Source organism: Lysobacter sp. 2RAF19, assembly GCF_052115395.1.
Classification (GTDB): domain Bacteria; phylum Pseudomonadota; class Gammaproteobacteria; order Xanthomonadales; family Xanthomonadaceae; genus Noviluteimonas.
This window is the reverse complement of the sequence record NZ_JBFRGO010000001.1, coordinates 39,861-55,170: the sequence shown is the minus strand read 5'-3', so window position 1 is coordinate 55,170 and position 15,310 is coordinate 39,861. Positions and strand designations below refer to the sequence as shown.

Below are 15,310 nucleotides of genomic sequence, written 5' to 3'. Positions count from 1 at the left end.
TTCCCCTGCCGAGCGTCACCGGAGGATTTGGCCATGAACCGCAGACTCCCCGCGTATACCACCGCAGCGCTCTGCCTCCTGCTTCTCGCCGCCTGCGCCAGCAGCAAGCCCGTCGTGCAGACCGACAAGGCCGCCGGCGTGGACTTCGCGCGCTATCGCACCTACACCTGGGTCGAGGAACCCGAGACGCAATCGCCGCTCGTGCGCGACAAGCTCGTGCGCGCGATCGATGCGCAACTCGCGGCGAAGGGCTGGCAACGCACGGCCGATGGCGATGTGGCGTTGTTGGGCAAGTGGGACGCGCGTGAGGAAGTCAGCTACAGCAACACGTCCTTCGGCTTCGGGCTCGGCAGTTGGGGCGGCAGCAGTGGTGGCGGCATCGGAACGAGCACCGGGACATCACGCCCGCATTCGAAGATCGTGGGCGCGCTGGCCATCGACATGTTCGATGCCAAGACCAAGCAGGCGATCTGGCGCGCGACGGCCTCGGGCGATGTGCCGAACTCGCCGGAAGGCATCGATGCGGCGATCGCGACGGTCATTCCGCAGATGTTCGCGAAGTTCCCGCCGCCCTGAGCGAGCCAGGCTTCACCCTGGAAACGCGAGCTCGCCGAGTTCCCATGCGCTCCTGAAGCGTTCCATCCCGTGCGAGCCACCGTTGACGCATTTGCGCGCCGTCCGCAGGTCGCCCGCTGCAAGCGCCGCACGCACGCGCGATTCGTTGTTCTTGAGGAATTGCGCGAGGATGCGCCCCGCAAGCGGGCCGTCGTTCGCGCGTTCGGGATCGCTCAACAGATCCACGCCCACCTGTCGACCGATCTTGCCGTAGTTCTCGCGCCCGGTCAGTTGCACGAAACCGCGGCCCTTGAAGCGCGCACCGTCGCCGGCGTGCGTGTTGCCGACGCGATTGCCGGCGCTGGTGCCCGGTTCGTAGCGATCGAAGGGTTGATGGTTCGTGTTGAAGCCGCTGATGCCTTCCGAAATCGGGCGGAAGCCTTCGGATTCGGCGCGGATCGTCGACAAGGCCATCAGCACCATCTGGCGATCGCCGAGTCCGCAGTCGCGCAAGCCGGCGAGGATCGACGGCAGGTGTTCCTCGATGTTCGCCTTGCGTGTCTGCGGGAACATCGTCGCGACCCGATCGACTGTCACGCTGCCGGTGATGTCGCCCACCGCGTGCGCGATCCCCACGCCCCGCTCCGCCATTTCCCTCGCGTGCGATGCCTCGCCGACGGGCCGCAGGAACGCGGCGCTCATGAAGCCGTCGGCAAGGCTGTCGCCGAGGAAATCGACCAGGGCCCAACCGTCCTGGCGCGCCAGCACGTTTACTTGCGTGCCGGCCGGCACGACGCGAATGACGTCGCTGTCCGCCGAGGGTCCACTGCGTAATCGCAGGCCACTGCGCGCGATCACTTCCTGGCGGTCGAGGATCGCCGGTTGCGCCGGTGCAACGCTCGCCGGTGTGTCGAATGCAGGCAGGTGCAGACTCGCCAGATACTCGGCCAGGCCCACCACCGAATCCGGATCCAGGCCGACCGCCAGTTCTTCCGGCGAGACATCCATCTCGAAGTGCATGCAATCCTTGCGATCGCTCCAACTGCCGCCCCATTCGAAGACCGCCACGCCCGCGCGCGTGCGGATCTTGCGGACGTCGTCGATCATCGCCTTGGTCATGTCGGTATCGGCCACGCCGTGGCGGACATCGAGCGCGCGCAGCGCCTGCGTTTCCTTGTTGGAATAACGCACCTGCCGGGTGCCGGGGTGGTTGTTGTAGGGATTGGTTTCCCAGTTCACGTCGAGCGCGATGCCGTAGCTGTGCAGGCTCTTGCCGGTGCCGCCGGTGATCGCGCGGCAGTTGTAGCTGTCGGTGTCCTGCGTGCGCACCGTGTAACCGTGGTGGTGCAACACGGCGGCGAGCGCTTCGAATGCCTGCGTCGTCGGGGGTGCCACGCGGATTTTGTCGGGGCCGAACGGGATCAGCACCATGTCGCCTTCTTCGCATTCGAAGGCTTTCCAGGCGCGACGCAGTTGCGCGGTGTTCTTGGGCATCTTCGTTTTCCTAGGTGAAGGAGTTGATCGAACGCACGATGTCCAGCAACCAGCGCCAGATATCCGGCATCACCAGTGGCACCAGCACCACGCCCATCGCGAGGAACTTCGGCCACAGGGCCCGCAGACTGCCGCCGAAGGACAGGTGGTCGCCGCTGCGCGTGAACATCGGGCCGAGCATCAGGTCCTGCTCCAGGCACAGCACCAGGTACACGCCGTAACCGAAGCTGGCAACCAGCTGCACGATCGCGATCATCGTCATGCGCGGTTCCAGCAGCGGCGGATAGGTGGACATCGCCATGAGCACGGCGATCGGCGCCAACATCGCGCACCACACGCAGGTCCGCATTGCGACGACGTAGAGCTTGAGTTCCGCCACCAGTTGGGCCTGCCATTTTTCGAACCGCCTGGGCGGAAGGTGCCCGTCGCGCCCCATCGATTTCGCGCTGCGATCCACGAGCTGGCACGTCAGGACAGCCCAGGCGTCCGGCGCGGCGTACGACAGCGCGTCGACGTCGCTCACCCGATTGAGGCTAAGGTTGAACGGCGTCTGCGGCACCTGGTGGATGACTTGCGGTGCGGGCCAATCCTTCTCGCCGAGGTAGGCGCGAATTCCCGGCGTCGCCCCGGACACGAACAGCGTGATGCGGCAAAGCAGGCGCGCCAGCCGCGCGGCATTGACGAGGAATGCGACGCCGAAGGCGAGCACCAGCAGCGCGACCAACCAGGGCAGGCCCGAATCGACGCTCAGGGGCAGGCTGCTCGAATTGAGTTCGAACAACAGGAAGATGTTCTGGCGGAAGGCGACGAGCAGGACGATGACGGCGATGATGACGGGCAGGAACCACGCGAGCGTGGGGTGCTTGTAGGGGTCGGGCCGCGAGATGGACTTCACGAACTGGGCCACGTATTTACCGAGCCGATGGTCGGCGACCTTGAGCCGCGCGAAGCCCAGGATGCACACGCACATGTAGAGCAGCCAGATGGCGACCAGTGCATGGAGGTCGCGTCCATGCGCCAGTTGTTTGTCGCCGTCGATCACCTCGATGAGCCGCTTGAGCGAGATGCTCAGCGCGGTGCACGAAACCAGCCACAACAGCAGCATCAGCACCCGCACCCGGTCCGGCGACAGGAATGCAGTCGCCGCGTTGTTCGTCGCCTGCACTGCGGGTTGCGCCGGCGACTGCGATTTCATGCCGGTCCCCGGGCGCAGCCGATCCCACGCCCCCTTGAGCCACCGGCCATCGAGGACCACGTAGCGCATCGCAGACAGGAACACCCTGCCGCGGCCGCCGTCGGCGAGGATCCAGAGCGACACCAACATGAAGTACGCCGACAACAAGGCCAGGGCGACGAACGCCGGCATTTGCGCGGCCACGCGCGTTTCGGCCGCAGCCATCGCACTTCGCGGGAATTCGCCCGCGCTTACCTGGTTGCGGCATCGCAGCGTCGCACCTTCCAGCGGTGGGAAATCCAGTTCCTGGAAACCCGCGAGCGTCGCGACGTACAGGCAAGGGGCGCTGCGCGAGGTCAACCACAGCTCCGGCGCGGCGAAGCGGAAGAAGCCCGCGTTGGGCGTGCTGCCTGCCTCGTGCCAACGCAGCAGGACCGAGGTGGAGCGGAACACATTGGCGGCATAGTCGGTCGCGAACGAGTACGTGCGCGGCCAACCTTTCGCGCGCTTGCAGGCGGCCAGCCTCGCCGCTGCGTCCGTGCAGACGATGGCGTCGCCGGCCGGAACGAAGACCGCACCGCGGCTGCTCCTGCGGTAGTCGGGATGGATCGCGAGGAAATCCAGTTCCATCATCACCGGCAGTGCGTCCGGCAGTCCTTGCCGCACGTGGCTGAGGAGGAACAGGCGATCGCGCACATCGGTGGCGACGATGACCACGACGTCCGGGTGCACGTGGTTGCGGAGCGTATCGAACATGCTGAACAGCAAGAGTTCGTCGGAGCGCGATGTCAGGCTTGGTTCGTAGACAGTCGGGCGATCCATCCCTTCGCGCGCCGACGTCATGTCCAGCTCGAGCAGGCGCCCGCGCGCATTCGACATGCCCGGCACCTTCGACTCCTCCGCGTCGCGCTGCAGGGAGTGCTCGGCGCGGATCGAGGCAATGTTCGGCGGAAACGAGCGAACACTGACGCTGAAGGCCCCCGAGCGCTCATCCTCCGAGCACCGGCGTTTCAGGCCGGCGACTTGCTCGGCATCGCGCCCGAACGACGACTCCTCGGCGAGGATGATCACCTTCCGCTCGTGCGCGCGCACCGGCAAGCTGCACAGATAGCTGCGCAGGGCCTTGTACTGTTCCTTGATCGGCCATGCGACCGGGACGTAGGTGGTGGTGCCCTGCGCGTGCGGCTGTCGGGGATCGGTCGTGTCGAGGTTGTCGATCAACAGATTCGAGGAGACCGTGGCCGATGGGCTCAACAGCAGCACGTCGAGGCTGGAGAAATCGTTGCCGTTGCGAAGCGCCTGGATCGCCAGGGACAGCGATTGCATCGATCCGGAGAACGAGGGGCCGAGTACGTCGAGCATCGCCGTGCGCCGCTGCGTCGGCGCGGTGTCGCATCGCTCGTTGATGCGGAGCGTCGCGACGGGTACCGATCCGAACGTGTTGAGGTTGATGGCACACCGCGCCGCCACGCCGAACGCGCCGCGCTGCACGCCATAGCTGGGCGACTCTCCCACCAGGAACACGATTGCATAGCGCGGGACCGCGCCGTGGGCATTCGCAGAACGCCAGACATCGCGGCGGAACCGGAGCACGCCGGGGGTCCTGCGATACGCGCGCGCGTCGTCGGGTTCGTCCTGCTCCTGCGCGCCCGGTTTGAGTGGCGCGAGGGGCCGCCAGGGAAAGGCGTAACCATCCAGCACATAGCCTTGGGACTGGAACGCGCTGATCGAAGCCGCAAGCGCCATGTCGAACGAACGCCCCAGGTGCGTTTCCGTCGGGTCGGGGATCGTGGCCACGAGTGCGCGCACATTGGCGTATCCGCTCGACAGGCTCGCCAGCGGACGCAGCGGATCGGCCAATTGCGGCGTCGTTGCGAAGTAGTCTTTCCCCGTGCTGTCCTGGGGTCCCGCGACCTTGGCTGTCGCCGGCGCCGAGACACTGATCGGTACTGCCACTTTCGCCGCACTGCGCGCGTCGCCGCACCACCCCAGCAACGCCAACACGCTGCACACCGCAACTGAGCAGTGAAACCACCCGCGCATGACACGAACGCTTCCTCTGCATTGCGCACCTGCTGGCAAACGACGCGTCCGGATGCGGCCAGCGGCCACGAAATTGGACCAACGGTAGTGACGCGCGGTCTCTCCAGAGACGCGTGGTATCGCCGTTGCACCCCGCGCCTCAGCGCGCGAATGCCTTCGCCAGGCGATTTCGGATGGCCTTCGGCACGTTGGGGTGGCTCGTGATTTGTTTCACGAAGGCCTTGTCGTCGACCGCAGTCAGCTTGTCGAGCGTCATCGGCGCGAGCACTTCGGAAAGCACGACGTTGCCCAACGCTTCGATGCCCAGCGCGCGTTTGGGCATCGCAACGCCCTGCCCTTCGTCGAAAAAGCGCGGACGCAGCGAGGTGCCCGCGGGCTCCTCTTCCTCGAGCTCGAGCGTCCACTCCGGTTGCACCTGCGCCAGTGCGCGCACCGATCGTGGATGTTCGAGTTGTTCGGCGAGCTTCACCAGGTCGCGTAACCCGGTTTGCAAGGTTTTCGTCGCAGCCTTCAACAACACCGGCTTCAAGGGCGCGGTCGTGACGCCGGACAAATCCAGCAGGCGCGGGCTACCCCCGACCTTGCACGTTTCCCCTTTCGCGGCACTGCCCATGAGGCGACGCAGGCCGTAACGACGCACACCATCGATGAGGACCAGCACGATGTCGGTTTCGTTGGCGTCCAGCAGTTGCAGGTAAGGCGGCTTATCGTGCCCGCGCACGACGATCAGGTCGGCGCGCTTGCCGGCTTCCAGGCTGCCCACGCGCGTGTCCCAGGCGATGATGCCGGCGGCGTTGCTGGTCGCCATCGCGACGATGTCGGCATCGGAAAACACGTTGCCGGCGTGCCTGGCGACCTGGTAGGCCACCTTCATTTCGCCGAGCAGGTTCTTGCTGCCGCTGGGCGCCCAGTCCGCGCCCAGCCCCATGCGCACGCCCGCTTTCTTCGCGGCTGCGATATCGGCGGTTTGTCCGTAGAGCAACAGGTTGCTCAGCGGAGACCACACCATGGAGGCGCCCTTGGCTTTCATCCGCCGGAAATCCGTGGCCTTGAGCGCGACGCAATGGATGCCCGCGAGCGACGGCGCCAGCGCGGGTTCGACACCCTTGGGACACAGCGATTCGAAATGCGCGCGGGCGCGGGCATCCGTGCCTTCGCTCAAGTGCAGCAACACCGAAGACGAATGCTTCAGCAGCGTCAGGAAGGTTTCCCGATCGTGCGCCGCGACATCGGCGATGCGCGCATGCGCCGCGGGGAACCCCTCGCCATCGGAGACTTCCGGATTGCGCAGGAAGCCCTTGTAGAACGTGCTCATGCCGCTGTTGCTCGCGAGCTTGATGCCCTGCGATGTGGTCACGCCGCCCAGCAGGCATTTGCATTCGGTGTAACGCGCGATGGCTTCCGGATAACCCTTCGTGCGGCCCAGCACGCTCAGCGGCCCGCTGATCAGGCGTCGATAGTCGGGGTGGTCGCCCCACTGATCGCGGTTGGTGTACAGCTTCGGCACGTCCCACAGGGTGAGGATGTTGTAGGCCAGGTGGTTGTGCAGGTCGATCAGCCCGGGGTACACGGTGCCGTTCGTCTTTTGCGGCGTCACTTTCGCGAAGTCGTCCGGTGGCGGCGCGCTCGCCGGCACGACGGCGGCGATGGAATCCCCGCGCACGTAAACCACGCCGTCGGCCAGGACCGTGCGCTTGCGATCCATCGTGACGATGCGGCCGCGCAATGCATGAAGCTTGGTCGCGGCCACGACGTCAGGCGCCTGTCGGTGCGATCCAGATCAGCGTGTGCCGATCGTCCGGACTCGGGCGCGACACGCTGGATCGGTGCGCGGGCGTGGACGTGCGGCCCGCGGCATCGTCGCCGAGGAACGCGGGCACGCCATAGGGCAAGTCGCGGCGCGGAATCGGCGTGTAGTCGCTCTCGCCCAGGGCCGCGCCGTAATTGGCGACGCCGGTTTCGCCGTCGTCGTCGGGCGTCACGATGCCGCGCAGGTCGATCACCGCCTGCCGCCATTGCGTGGCCAGTTTGGTTTCGTCGTGGCTGCTGGGATGAGGCAGTTCGAACACCGGCGTGGTGCCCTTGCCTGTCCACAGAGCGACCGCGCGCTGCGCCTGCTCGCCGAAGGCGACGATCGCCTGGGTCTTGGGCGTGTGCGCCGCGGTGAAGACGCGATTGCGCCACTTCTTGTGCACCGGGTCGTCGAGGAGCGCATCGCCCGCGCTCGCCTGCGAAGGAATCAACGCATAGGAATAGGCGTTGAGGCACAGATACGAACGCGTCAAACCCAGCTTGCGCAGGAAGCCCTGCACGCGTTGTCCGGCATCGCCGACCAGCGTGCGCGCCGCGATGCGTTCGGTGGCGCCCGGGTCGGAGGCGATGCACAACACACGCGCCGAGCCATCCAGCCGACCGCGGTAGAACACCGGCCCCCAGTCGTACCAGAAGTGCGGCTTCAACGCGCCGTAATCCGGACATGCCGCGAACAGCTTCGCGAAGCGTTGCGTCGGACCCTTGTCGAACTCGATCATGCGGTGGCCTCAGGTGCTTGCGAGCATCTTCACCAGGTTCGGAATGCCCTTGCCCTGCGCGTAGGGATCGCGCCCCAGGTCGGTGCACTGCTCCATCAGGATCTGCTTCACGCGATCGGGATAGCCGATGAACTCCCGACGCTGCGACAGGAACGCGGCAAGCACGCCCGAGACGTGCGGCGAGGCCATGCTCGTTCCGGATTCGGCGACGTAGAGCTGTTCGGCGGTCAGCTTCTTCAGCTGGGCCGGCGTGAGACTTCCGGGCGTCATGCCCTTCGGGAGCAGATCCCTGAAGTCCGCGCGCGCCGACAGGATCTTTTCGCCGGGCGCTACGACGTCGGGTTTGAGCCGTCCATCGGCGGTCGGCCCGCGCGAAGAAAAATAACTCACGCCATACGTGTGGGGATTGGTGCGATGCACCGAGCCCACCGCGATGGATTCCTCGAGATTGGCCGGGTCGCCGATCGACAGATCCAGGTTCGCTTGCCATGGGCCGTCGTTCAAGGTCTGCAACACGGTGAAACCTTCGTTGCCGGCGGCCAGCACGATCAACACGCCCTGGCGCCACAAACGGCGCAACTCCATGCACAAGGGCGTATGCCCGCATCCGAAGACACTCGGGTCGAAGTTGCCGCCCAGGCTCAGGTTGACGCCGTGGATACGAAGCTCCTGCGATTGCTCGTTGATCTGCGCGATCTTGTCCAGCGCGATCAGGATCCACGCATCCTCGCCCTCGCCGCTGTTGTTCAGGACCTTGAACGAATGCAACTTCGCGCGCGGCGCCATGCCGGCGAACGTGAGGAGTTCCTTTTCGTCTTCAAGCGGGTGCGGAAACTCGCCGGCGATGATGCCGGCCACGTGCGTGCCGTGGCCGAAGGCATCGATGAAGCCGTCCGCACCTGCCGGCAGCGTCGGTTTTCCCTTGTCGTAGGTGACGAACCCCCCCACCGGTTGATTGACGCCGTTGCCCGACCGCTTGCTGTCCGTGCAATCCCACAGGCTCGCGATGTTCTCGTGCATCGCGAAGTGCGGATGCAGGTGGTTGATGCCGGTGTCGAGCAACGCCCATTCGATGCCGTGGCCATGCGCGGAATACGCCTGGTGCGCCGGCGCGGCCTGCACCATCTGCGCGGAACGACAGATCAGCGCCTTCTTCTGCGCGTTCTGCCAGACGCGGTTGATCTGCAGGCCGTTGAACTCGGTGCGCAGGACCTCGATCTCCGAGCGGTTCAACTTGGCCGACAGAAAACGCATGTGATGCTGGATCTGCAGCAGGTCGATGTTGGTCTTGCTGCGCTTGGCGAAGGCGCGCAGCCGCGCGTCGATCGCAAGGCGGCCGGCTTCGATGGTGCTCTCGCCTTTGTCCTTGAGGTCCATCACCTCGATCATGACCGGGTGGCGGTAGGCCTCGTCCTTGGTTTCGATGCGCTCGACCAGGTCGGACATGATCCGTTGGTTCGCCATGCTGCTGGCGAAGTCGCGGCCGACGGCGGCGTACACGGTTTGCCGCACGATGGGCGTGGACAGGTAGCCCATCGCCGAATGCGCGTTGCCGGTGAACAGCGGATTGGCGTCGCGCTCGGCGCGGGTGATCTGGTGATTCTCGAACGAGGCACCAGCCGGCACGGGCCCGATGTCGTCGGTCAGGTTCGGGTCGAACGCGACGACATCCCCGGTGTTCGCAACATTGACCCACTTGGTGACGCAGGGCGGGAACGGCAACTTCTTCTGCTTCGTCCATTTCTCGAAGACCGTTCGCACGGGCGGCAGCCCGAGCGGCGAGCCGATCGTCACGAACAGGCGCACGTCCGCCTGGGCCTTGCTGAGTTGGCGCAGCACGTCGTAGGCGATCATCGTGCCCTGGCTGTGCGCGACCACGATGAAGGGCGCGCCACCGCTGGCCAGGCGCTGCAGGAAGATGTCTTCCATCTGCTTGCGGTGATCCCATTCGAACAGGAAATCCTGCACGTCGGGCAGCGCCATGCCGGTGATCAGGTCGGTCAACTTGCGCAACAGCGCATCGCCGAAGCCCTTGGTCTGCAGGCCGTAGACGCCCTTGCTTCCGCCGACCGCTTCGAAGGTCAACGCATTGCCCCTGGATTGCGAGGCCGCCTCTTCTTCGGCGCGATCCAGCATCTGCGAACCGATCTGGCGCAGGAATTCCTGCTGCGCGGGATCGGAGGTGATCGCCTTCACCGCTTCATCGAGTTCGTGCTGCGGATCGGGCGTGCCGACGGCGAGCACCTTTTTCGTGCGGAAGGCTTCTTCCGGATCGTGGCAGGCGCACTTGGGGTCGATGCAATCGCAACTGGACGGTTGCGGATACCGCGCGCGATTGACCCAATAGGCCATGCGCGTGCGATCGCCCATGTCTTTCCCGAACAGCGCGCGATCCCATCGGATGACGAGCACCTGTTCCTCGGGATGATTGCCGATGCCGTGGATGTAGACCGCGGTGCGGGCCTTGGTCGGATCGGCGCCGACTTCCTTGACGGCCTTGCTCGCCCTGCCCGCATCGAACAGCGGCTCGAACTCGATGACATTCGGTGGACCGAAGTCCGGAAGCGGCATCGCTTTCGCGCGTTGCGTCTTCTTCGCCGGCCGTGCCGTGCGCGCCTGCTTCCGCGCCGTTTTGTTCGCCCGCTTCTTCGCAGCCATCGTGATCCTCGCTTCTCCGCGCGGTGGCGCGGCTCGTGCTTGGTTCACTCAGGCCGAACGCGTAACACCGGCGAACGCCGGCCATGCTTGCGCGACCGTTGGGCGGATGAATGCCGGGGGATACCGGCATCGCATGCGTGACCGGAATTCAACAGTGCGCGCGACAACGCGCGCACGGCACGCATTGCGCGAGGATCACGCCTGCGCGGCGCCTTCCTCGGGCGGCGGCGCCAATTGCACGGCGAGCTCTTCCAGATCGGTGATCGCAGCTTCAACTGCGTCGTAGAACTCGCCCTGCCGCGTCATCAGGTCTTCGAAACGCGACGCACGCTTGAGCTTGGACAGCTCGCCATCGAACAACAGCCACTGCGTCGTCAGCATCTCGACGTTGTTCTTGGCGTAGTGCCGCATCTCCTTGAGTTGCAGCACCGTGTCGTGCACGTGGTCCAGCGCGGTCTTGGTATCCGACGTCATGGCGGTCTCCCTTCGCGAACGAACCCGTCGAAGGTACCGACGCGGGGCGCGTCGTGCGGTGAACGCCGCTCAGGCCCCGGCGAGCGCAGTGAAGACTGTTTCGATCCGCTCGGCGTCGCGCGATTTGTCGTGCACCCATTCGCCGCGCTTGACGAAGAAGTTGCCGTGGTTGTGAATCAGCTCCCGGCACGCGCACAGGGAAGCAGACTCGGCCGGGTACGTGCAGACGGCCATGATCTTGGCGTCCTGGATCGCGACGTTGACGCGGGTTTCGTAAGCCATGAAGCGCGACATGCTCGCCGCGTCCTTCACCCACGCCACGCTGCCCGACGCGCGCAGCCCTTGGTAACCGTCGCTCTTGGCGGCCGCACCGAGCGCGGCGAACTGGTAGCTCAGCTGTTCGGGCGCCTTCACCGTGCCGTTGGGATCGGTGTAGAACTCGGCGTAGTGCACGATCTGCATCTGCCCCTTGGCCATGCGATCGGCGAGATCGGGCACGGCGGCGGCGAGCGCATTGCGCGCTTCATCGACCGTCAGGTCGCCGACCAGCCAGGCGCAGGCTTCGTTTCGTTCCAGCCCCTGCTTGAAGTACGGCACCAGCATGTCGAGCTGGTCCTGCTTGGTTTCGTAGAACTGGCAGACGTGCGAGCCCCACGGCAGGTCGAGCAGCGCCTTGCCGCTTTCCTTGGGCACGGAAACCATGCCCTTGGAGATCAGATACAGCAGCAGTTCGGCGGTCATGTCGGCGGACAGCCCATGCAACAGCGGCGCGTCGAGCTCCGAGAGCCGCGTCAGCAGCGACTCCAGGGCGTGCTCCGACTCCGGGATACCCGCGACCGACAACTTCTGGCGGAGGGTCGGGTTCGGGTATTGGTCGATTTTCATCGGCCCAGTGTAGGCCCGATTCGGTTCGGTATCAGGCTTTGACACCCTCAACCGCACGATCCAGGGCGGCGATGTCGATCTTCCTCATCGTCATCATCGCTTCGAAGGCGCGCTTGGCCGTTTCGCCGCCTTCGCTCATCAAGTCGGTCAGGCGCCGCGGCGTGATCTGCCACGACAGGCCGAAGCGATCCTTGCACCACCCGCACTCGCTCTCCTGCCCGCCGTTGTTCACGATGGCGTTCCAATAGCGATCGGTTTCGGCCTGGTCGTCGGTGGCGACCTGGAAGCTCACGGCTTCATCGAATTTGAACTGCGGCCCGCCGTTCAACAGCATGAAAGGCATCTTGAAGATGGTCATGTTGATGACCAGCGCGTCACCGGCCTTGCCGGAGGGATAGTCGCCCGGCGCGCGCGCGATGTTGTCGATCTTCGTGTCGGGGAAGGTGTCGGCATAAAAGCGCGCGGCTTCTTCGCCGTTCTTGTCGAACCACAGGCAGGGCTGGATCTTGGGGGTCATGGCTTGCCTTCCGGGGGAGTGGACGAAACGCCGAACCTACTGTGAGCGCGATAAGGAAACGGTTAAAGGTCCGCATCCGCCGGCGGACCCTTCAAGAAAAGGAGCCAACGCGCACCGCGCGAATCGGGCTCGTGCTTGACGCCGCTTATCACTTCCATAATATTGGAATTGTGGAAATGCCCTCCTCCCTCGCCTGCCTGGCCGCGCTCGGCCACGAATCGCGACTGCGTGCCTTCCGGCGGCTTGTCGAAGCCGGGCCGGACGGACTGCCCGTGGGAGAACTGCGCGAACACCTCGACCTGCCGCCCGCCACGCTCACCGCGCACCTCAACGTGCTGCGCTCGGCCGGCCTGGTGCTCGACCAGCGCGAAGGCCGCGTCATCCGCGTGCGTGCGAACTACGAGCGCATGAACCATCTCATCGCCTACCTCACCGAAAACTGCTGCGCCGGATCGGGCGCGTGCGATCCGGTGTCTTCCGCCTGCAAGCCACGCAAGAGCACTCGCAAGCCATGAAGCGCGTTTTGTTCGTCTGCGTCGAGAATTCCAACCGCAGCCAGATGGCGGAAGCGTTCGCGCATATGCTCGGCGGTGCCGACGTCGATGCGCAGAGTGCAGGGTCGCGTCCCTCGGGCGTCGTGAATCCGAAAGCGGTGCGCTTCATGTCTGAAGTCGGCTATGACCTCTCCACGCATCGTTCGAAATCCCTGGACGACATCGAGGGCGCGTTCGATGCAGTAGTAACGATGGGTTGCGGCGACGAATGCCCCTGGGTGCCGGCGAAGCGGCGCGAAGACTGGGCGCTGGCCGATCCCAAGCACATGGATGACGCCGGCTATCGCGCGGTGCGCGACGACATCGCGGCGCGCGTGCGTGCATTGCTGGCGTCGCTGTGAACCACTTGCCTCGTGCGCTGCTGGCAGAAGGTCTCGGCACGGCCGCGTTGCTGGCGACGGTCGTCGGCTCCGGGATCATGGGCGTGGCGCTGTCGCGGGGAAACGATGGCATTGCGTTGCTCGCCAACGCCAGCGCGACCGCCGCGATCCTCTACGTCCTCATCGTGATTCTCGGCCCGATCTCCGGCGCGCATTTCAATCCGGCAGTGACGCTCGCGATGCGCCTGCGCGGTGCGATCGACACGCGAACCACGCTCGCCTACATCGCCGTGCAAGTCATCGCGGCCATCCTCGGCGTCGTGCTCGCGCATGCGATGTTCGACCAGGCCTTGCTGCAACCGGGGACGCATGTGCGCACCGGCACGGGGCAATGGCTGAGCGAAGGCGTCGCGACGTTCGGTCTGTTGCTCACGATCCTGCTCGGCATGGCGCATCGGCCTGCGGCCGTGCCCGCGCTGGTCGGCGCTTACATCTTCGCGGCCTACTGGTTCACGGGCAGTACGTCGTTCGCCAATCCTGCGGTGACGGTGGCGCGCGGGTTGACGCAATCGTTCGCGGGGATCCGGATGATGGACGTGCCGGGGTTCGTGGTGGCGCAGGTGATCGGGATGGGGGTGGCGGTTGGGGTCGCGGCGAGCTTGATCCCCCTCAATCGCGCTTTGCGCGATTGATCCCCCTTGGGAAGGGAGATGAGGGCCAGTGGTACTTGAATCGACGCGTCGATCCCCGCAGCATCCTTGAATTCCCCCAGGAGCGCGCTCGATGAACTACACCGGTAGCTGCCAATGCGGCAAGGTCGCCTTCGACGTCGAAGGACAGATCGACAGCGGGCTGGCCTGCAATTGCTCGATGTGCGCCAAGCGCGCGTCGCTGTTGTGGTTCGTACCGCGCGAGAAGCTTGTGTTGCGCACGCCGGAATCGGACATGGCGACGTACACCTTCAACAAGCACCACATCCAGCATCGCTTCTGCGACACCTGCGGCATCCACGTGTTCGGCGAAGCGAACGATCCGAAGGGCAATCCCGTCGCGGCGGTCAACCTGCGCGTGCTCGACGACGTGGATCTGTCGGCGATTCCCGTGCACAACTACGACGGGCGCGCGCTCTGAGGTCTCCCGAACGCGCTCAGCGGAAGGTTTTCAGCGGACCGCCGAAGACGACGTAGAGCCCGTTCGCGGCGATCTGCAGCGCGAACCACAGGCACGTGGTCAGGGCCAAGGGCTGCGGCAGTATCCAGAACGCCGCCGCCAGCGAGCCAACGAAGCTCACGAACAACCACCAGGACGCGAGCGTGACCCGCACCTGGCAGGCAGAACAGTGCAGGTCCGCCGGGTGCGCCACGCGCGACTGGATCGGCAGCAGGCCGAGCAGCCCGAAGTCGATGCGGCGGCTGCAGTTGGGACAACGGGCGGGGATCATGCGTGCGGCAGGTTGCGGATGCGTTCGATGAGCGCCTGCAGCTCCGCATCGGGCGCGGTTTCGTGCCCGAGGAACCATTTCCACAAGCGGTCGTCTTCGCTGTCGAGCACGCGCAGGAAAGTCGCGCGATCGGCGTCGTTGGATTGGCGCCACGAAGTCTCGAGCCAACGCTCGAGCAGTTGGTCGAGTTCGCGCATGCCGCGGCGGCAGCGCCACTTGAGCTTGCGGATTTCGGCGTCGTCGTTCACCACGCCTGCCCCGTTGCCAGATACGCCCACCAGGTGAACAAGACCAGTGCGCCCGCGACATACAGGAGGAAGCGGTGCATGACGCGGTTGTAGGTGCAGTGCACGGCGCTATGCAGCACGCGCAGGACGACGAAGATCCACGCCAGTGCGATCGAGATCGGCGTGACCAGGTGCGTGGACATCGCGACGAACACCGCGGCGTAGAACAGGACCGGGAGTTCGAAGAGGTTGCGGAAGTTGTCGGAGGCGCGCGTGTCGGTCAGCAGGCGCGCCATTTCCGACGAGGTGGCGACCGCCTGCGCATCGATGCGCCCACGCCCGAGCTCGGCCAGACGCAACCAGTACATGCGAACGAAGACGACGGCCGTCAGGCCGACCAGGGCGAACGCGGGCTTGAGGATCTCCGCGTCGGCCAC

16 protein-coding genes are annotated in these 15,310 nt (G+C 65.4%); 5 read left to right on the top strand and 11 right to left on the bottom strand.

The features are described from left to right. Positions 1-33 precede the first annotated feature (33 nt). Positions 34-576, top strand: a complete 543-nt coding sequence (locus tag AB4059_RS00285; protein ID WP_498975505.1) for a DUF4136 domain-containing protein — start codon at positions 34-36, stop codon at positions 574-576. A gap of 12 nt (positions 577-588) precedes the next feature. On the opposite strand, the gene AB4059_RS00280 is transcribed toward AB4059_RS00285, so the two are convergent. The 8 genes from AB4059_RS00280 to AB4059_RS00245 form a co-directional block, all read right to left on the bottom strand. Then, positions 589-2,049 (bottom strand): M15 family metallopeptidase, encoded by a 1,461-nt coding sequence (locus tag AB4059_RS00280; RefSeq protein ID WP_498975503.1) that lies wholly within the window; start codon positions 2,047-2,049, stop codon positions 589-591. Positions 2,050-2,059: 10 nt separating this feature from the next. Continuing rightward, a complete protein-coding gene (locus tag AB4059_RS00275) occupies positions 2,060-5,266 on the bottom strand; it encodes a hypothetical protein (RefSeq protein WP_498975501.1) in 3,207 nt (1,068 codons plus the stop codon). Positions 5,267-5,405: 139 nt separating this feature from the next. After that, positions 5,406-7,016: an amidohydrolase family protein gene (locus AB4059_RS00270; protein ID WP_498975499.1), complete on the bottom strand. Its 1,611-nt coding sequence runs from the start codon at positions 7,014-7,016 to the stop codon at positions 5,406-5,408. A gap of 4 nt (positions 7,017-7,020) precedes the next feature. Continuing rightward, a complete protein-coding gene (locus tag AB4059_RS00265; protein ID WP_498975497.1) occupies positions 7,021-7,797 on the bottom strand; it encodes a uracil-DNA glycosylase family protein in 777 nt (258 codons plus the stop codon). 9 nt (positions 7,798-7,806) lie between these two features. Beyond that, on the bottom strand, positions 7,807-10,455 hold the full coding sequence (locus AB4059_RS00260; protein ID WP_498975495.1) for a S8 family serine peptidase: 2,649 nt from the start codon (positions 10,453-10,455) through the stop codon (positions 7,807-7,809). Between the two features lie 195 nt (positions 10,456-10,650). Further along, positions 10,651-10,929: a hypothetical protein gene (locus tag AB4059_RS00255; RefSeq protein ID WP_498975493.1), complete on the bottom strand. Its 279-nt coding sequence runs from the start codon at positions 10,927-10,929 to the stop codon at positions 10,651-10,653. A 69-nt stretch (positions 10,930-10,998) separates the two neighbouring features. After that, positions 10,999-11,814: an MEDS domain-containing protein gene (locus AB4059_RS00250; protein WP_498975491.1), complete on the bottom strand. Its 816-nt coding sequence runs from the start codon at positions 11,812-11,814 to the stop codon at positions 10,999-11,001. A 31-nt stretch (positions 11,815-11,845) separates the two neighbouring features. After that, entirely contained in the window at positions 11,846-12,331 is a 486-nt protein-coding gene (locus tag AB4059_RS00245; RefSeq protein ID WP_498975489.1) for a VOC family protein, read from the bottom strand. Positions 12,332-12,507: 176 nt separating this feature from the next. On the opposite strand from AB4059_RS00245, the gene AB4059_RS00240 reads away from it, so the two are divergent. From AB4059_RS00240 to AB4059_RS00225, 4 genes are all read left to right on the top strand, one after another. Further along, complete coding sequence (locus AB4059_RS00240; protein ID WP_498975487.1) at positions 12,508-12,846, top strand: ArsR/SmtB family transcription factor; 339 nt, start codon at positions 12,508-12,510, stop codon at positions 12,844-12,846. Then, positions 12,843-13,226, top strand: a complete 384-nt coding sequence (locus tag AB4059_RS00235) for an arsenate reductase ArsC (RefSeq protein ID WP_498975485.1) — start codon at positions 12,843-12,845, stop codon at positions 13,224-13,226. Before AB4059_RS00240 ends, AB4059_RS00235 begins: the two co-directional genes overlap by 4 nt. Beyond that, a complete protein-coding gene (locus AB4059_RS00230; protein WP_498975483.1) occupies positions 13,223-13,897 on the top strand; it encodes an aquaporin in 675 nt (224 codons plus the stop codon). The genes AB4059_RS00235 and AB4059_RS00230 overlap by 4 nt, the downstream gene beginning before the upstream one ends. A gap of 91 nt (positions 13,898-13,988) precedes the next feature. Beyond that, complete coding sequence (locus AB4059_RS00225; protein ID WP_498975481.1) at positions 13,989-14,336, top strand: GFA family protein; 348 nt, start codon at positions 13,989-13,991, stop codon at positions 14,334-14,336. A gap of 16 nt (positions 14,337-14,352) precedes the next feature. Here the strand turns inward: AB4059_RS00225 and AB4059_RS00220 are convergent, their stop codons facing one another. From AB4059_RS00220 to AB4059_RS00210, 3 genes are read right to left on the bottom strand one after another with little or no spacing between them, the layout of a single operon-like run. After that, the gene (locus AB4059_RS00220; protein ID WP_498975479.1) at positions 14,353-14,646 is read right to left on the bottom strand and encodes a hypothetical protein; all 294 of its coding nucleotides are present in this window, start codon (positions 14,644-14,646) and stop codon (positions 14,353-14,355) included. Further along, entirely contained in the window at positions 14,643-14,894 is a 252-nt protein-coding gene (locus tag AB4059_RS00215) for an FAD assembly factor SdhE (RefSeq protein WP_498975477.1), read from the bottom strand. Before AB4059_RS00215 ends, AB4059_RS00220 begins: the two co-directional genes overlap by 4 nt. Next, positions 14,891-15,310 carry an MAPEG family protein gene (locus AB4059_RS00210; RefSeq protein WP_498975475.1) on the bottom strand — a complete coding sequence of 140 codons (420 nt, stop codon included), beginning with the start codon at positions 15,308-15,310 and terminating at the stop codon, positions 14,891-14,893. The genes AB4059_RS00215 and AB4059_RS00210 overlap by 4 nt, the downstream gene beginning before the upstream one ends.

Excerpts from the sequence above, each read along its gene's own strand:
- AB4059_RS00285 (WP_498975505.1), top strand. The coding sequence starts at position 34 with ATGAACCGCAGACTCCCCGCGTATACCACCGCAGCGCTCTGCCTCCTG.
- AB4059_RS00280 (WP_498975503.1), bottom strand. The coding sequence starts at position 2,049 with ATGCCCAAGAACACCGCGCAACTGCGTCGCGCCTGGAAAGCCTTCGAA.
- AB4059_RS00275 (WP_498975501.1), bottom strand. The coding sequence starts at position 5,266 with ATGCGCGGGTGGTTTCACTGCTCAGTTGCGGTGTGCAGCGTGTTGGCG.
- AB4059_RS00265 (WP_498975497.1), bottom strand. The coding sequence starts at position 7,797 with ATGATCGAGTTCGACAAGGGTCCGACGCAACGCTTCGCGAAGCTGTTC.
- AB4059_RS00260 (WP_498975495.1), bottom strand. The coding sequence starts at position 10,455 with ATGGCTGCGAAGAAGCGGGCGAACAAAACGGCGCGGAAGCAGGCGCGC.
- AB4059_RS00255 (WP_498975493.1), bottom strand. The coding sequence starts at position 10,929 with ATGACGTCGGATACCAAGACCGCGCTGGACCACGTGCACGACACGGTG.
- AB4059_RS00250 (WP_498975491.1), bottom strand. The coding sequence starts at position 11,814 with ATGAAAATCGACCAATACCCGAACCCGACCCTCCGCCAGAAGTTGTCG.
- AB4059_RS00245 (WP_498975489.1), bottom strand. The coding sequence starts at position 12,331 with ATGACCCCCAAGATCCAGCCCTGCCTGTGGTTCGACAAGAACGGCGAA.
- AB4059_RS00240 (WP_498975487.1), top strand. The coding sequence starts at position 12,508 with ATGCCCTCCTCCCTCGCCTGCCTGGCCGCGCTCGGCCACGAATCGCGA.
- AB4059_RS00235 (WP_498975485.1), top strand. The coding sequence starts at position 12,843 with ATGAAGCGCGTTTTGTTCGTCTGCGTCGAGAATTCCAACCGCAGCCAG.
- AB4059_RS00225 (WP_498975481.1), top strand. The coding sequence starts at position 13,989 with ATGAACTACACCGGTAGCTGCCAATGCGGCAAGGTCGCCTTCGACGTC.
- AB4059_RS00220 (WP_498975479.1), bottom strand. The coding sequence starts at position 14,646 with ATGATCCCCGCCCGTTGTCCCAACTGCAGCCGCCGCATCGACTTCGGG.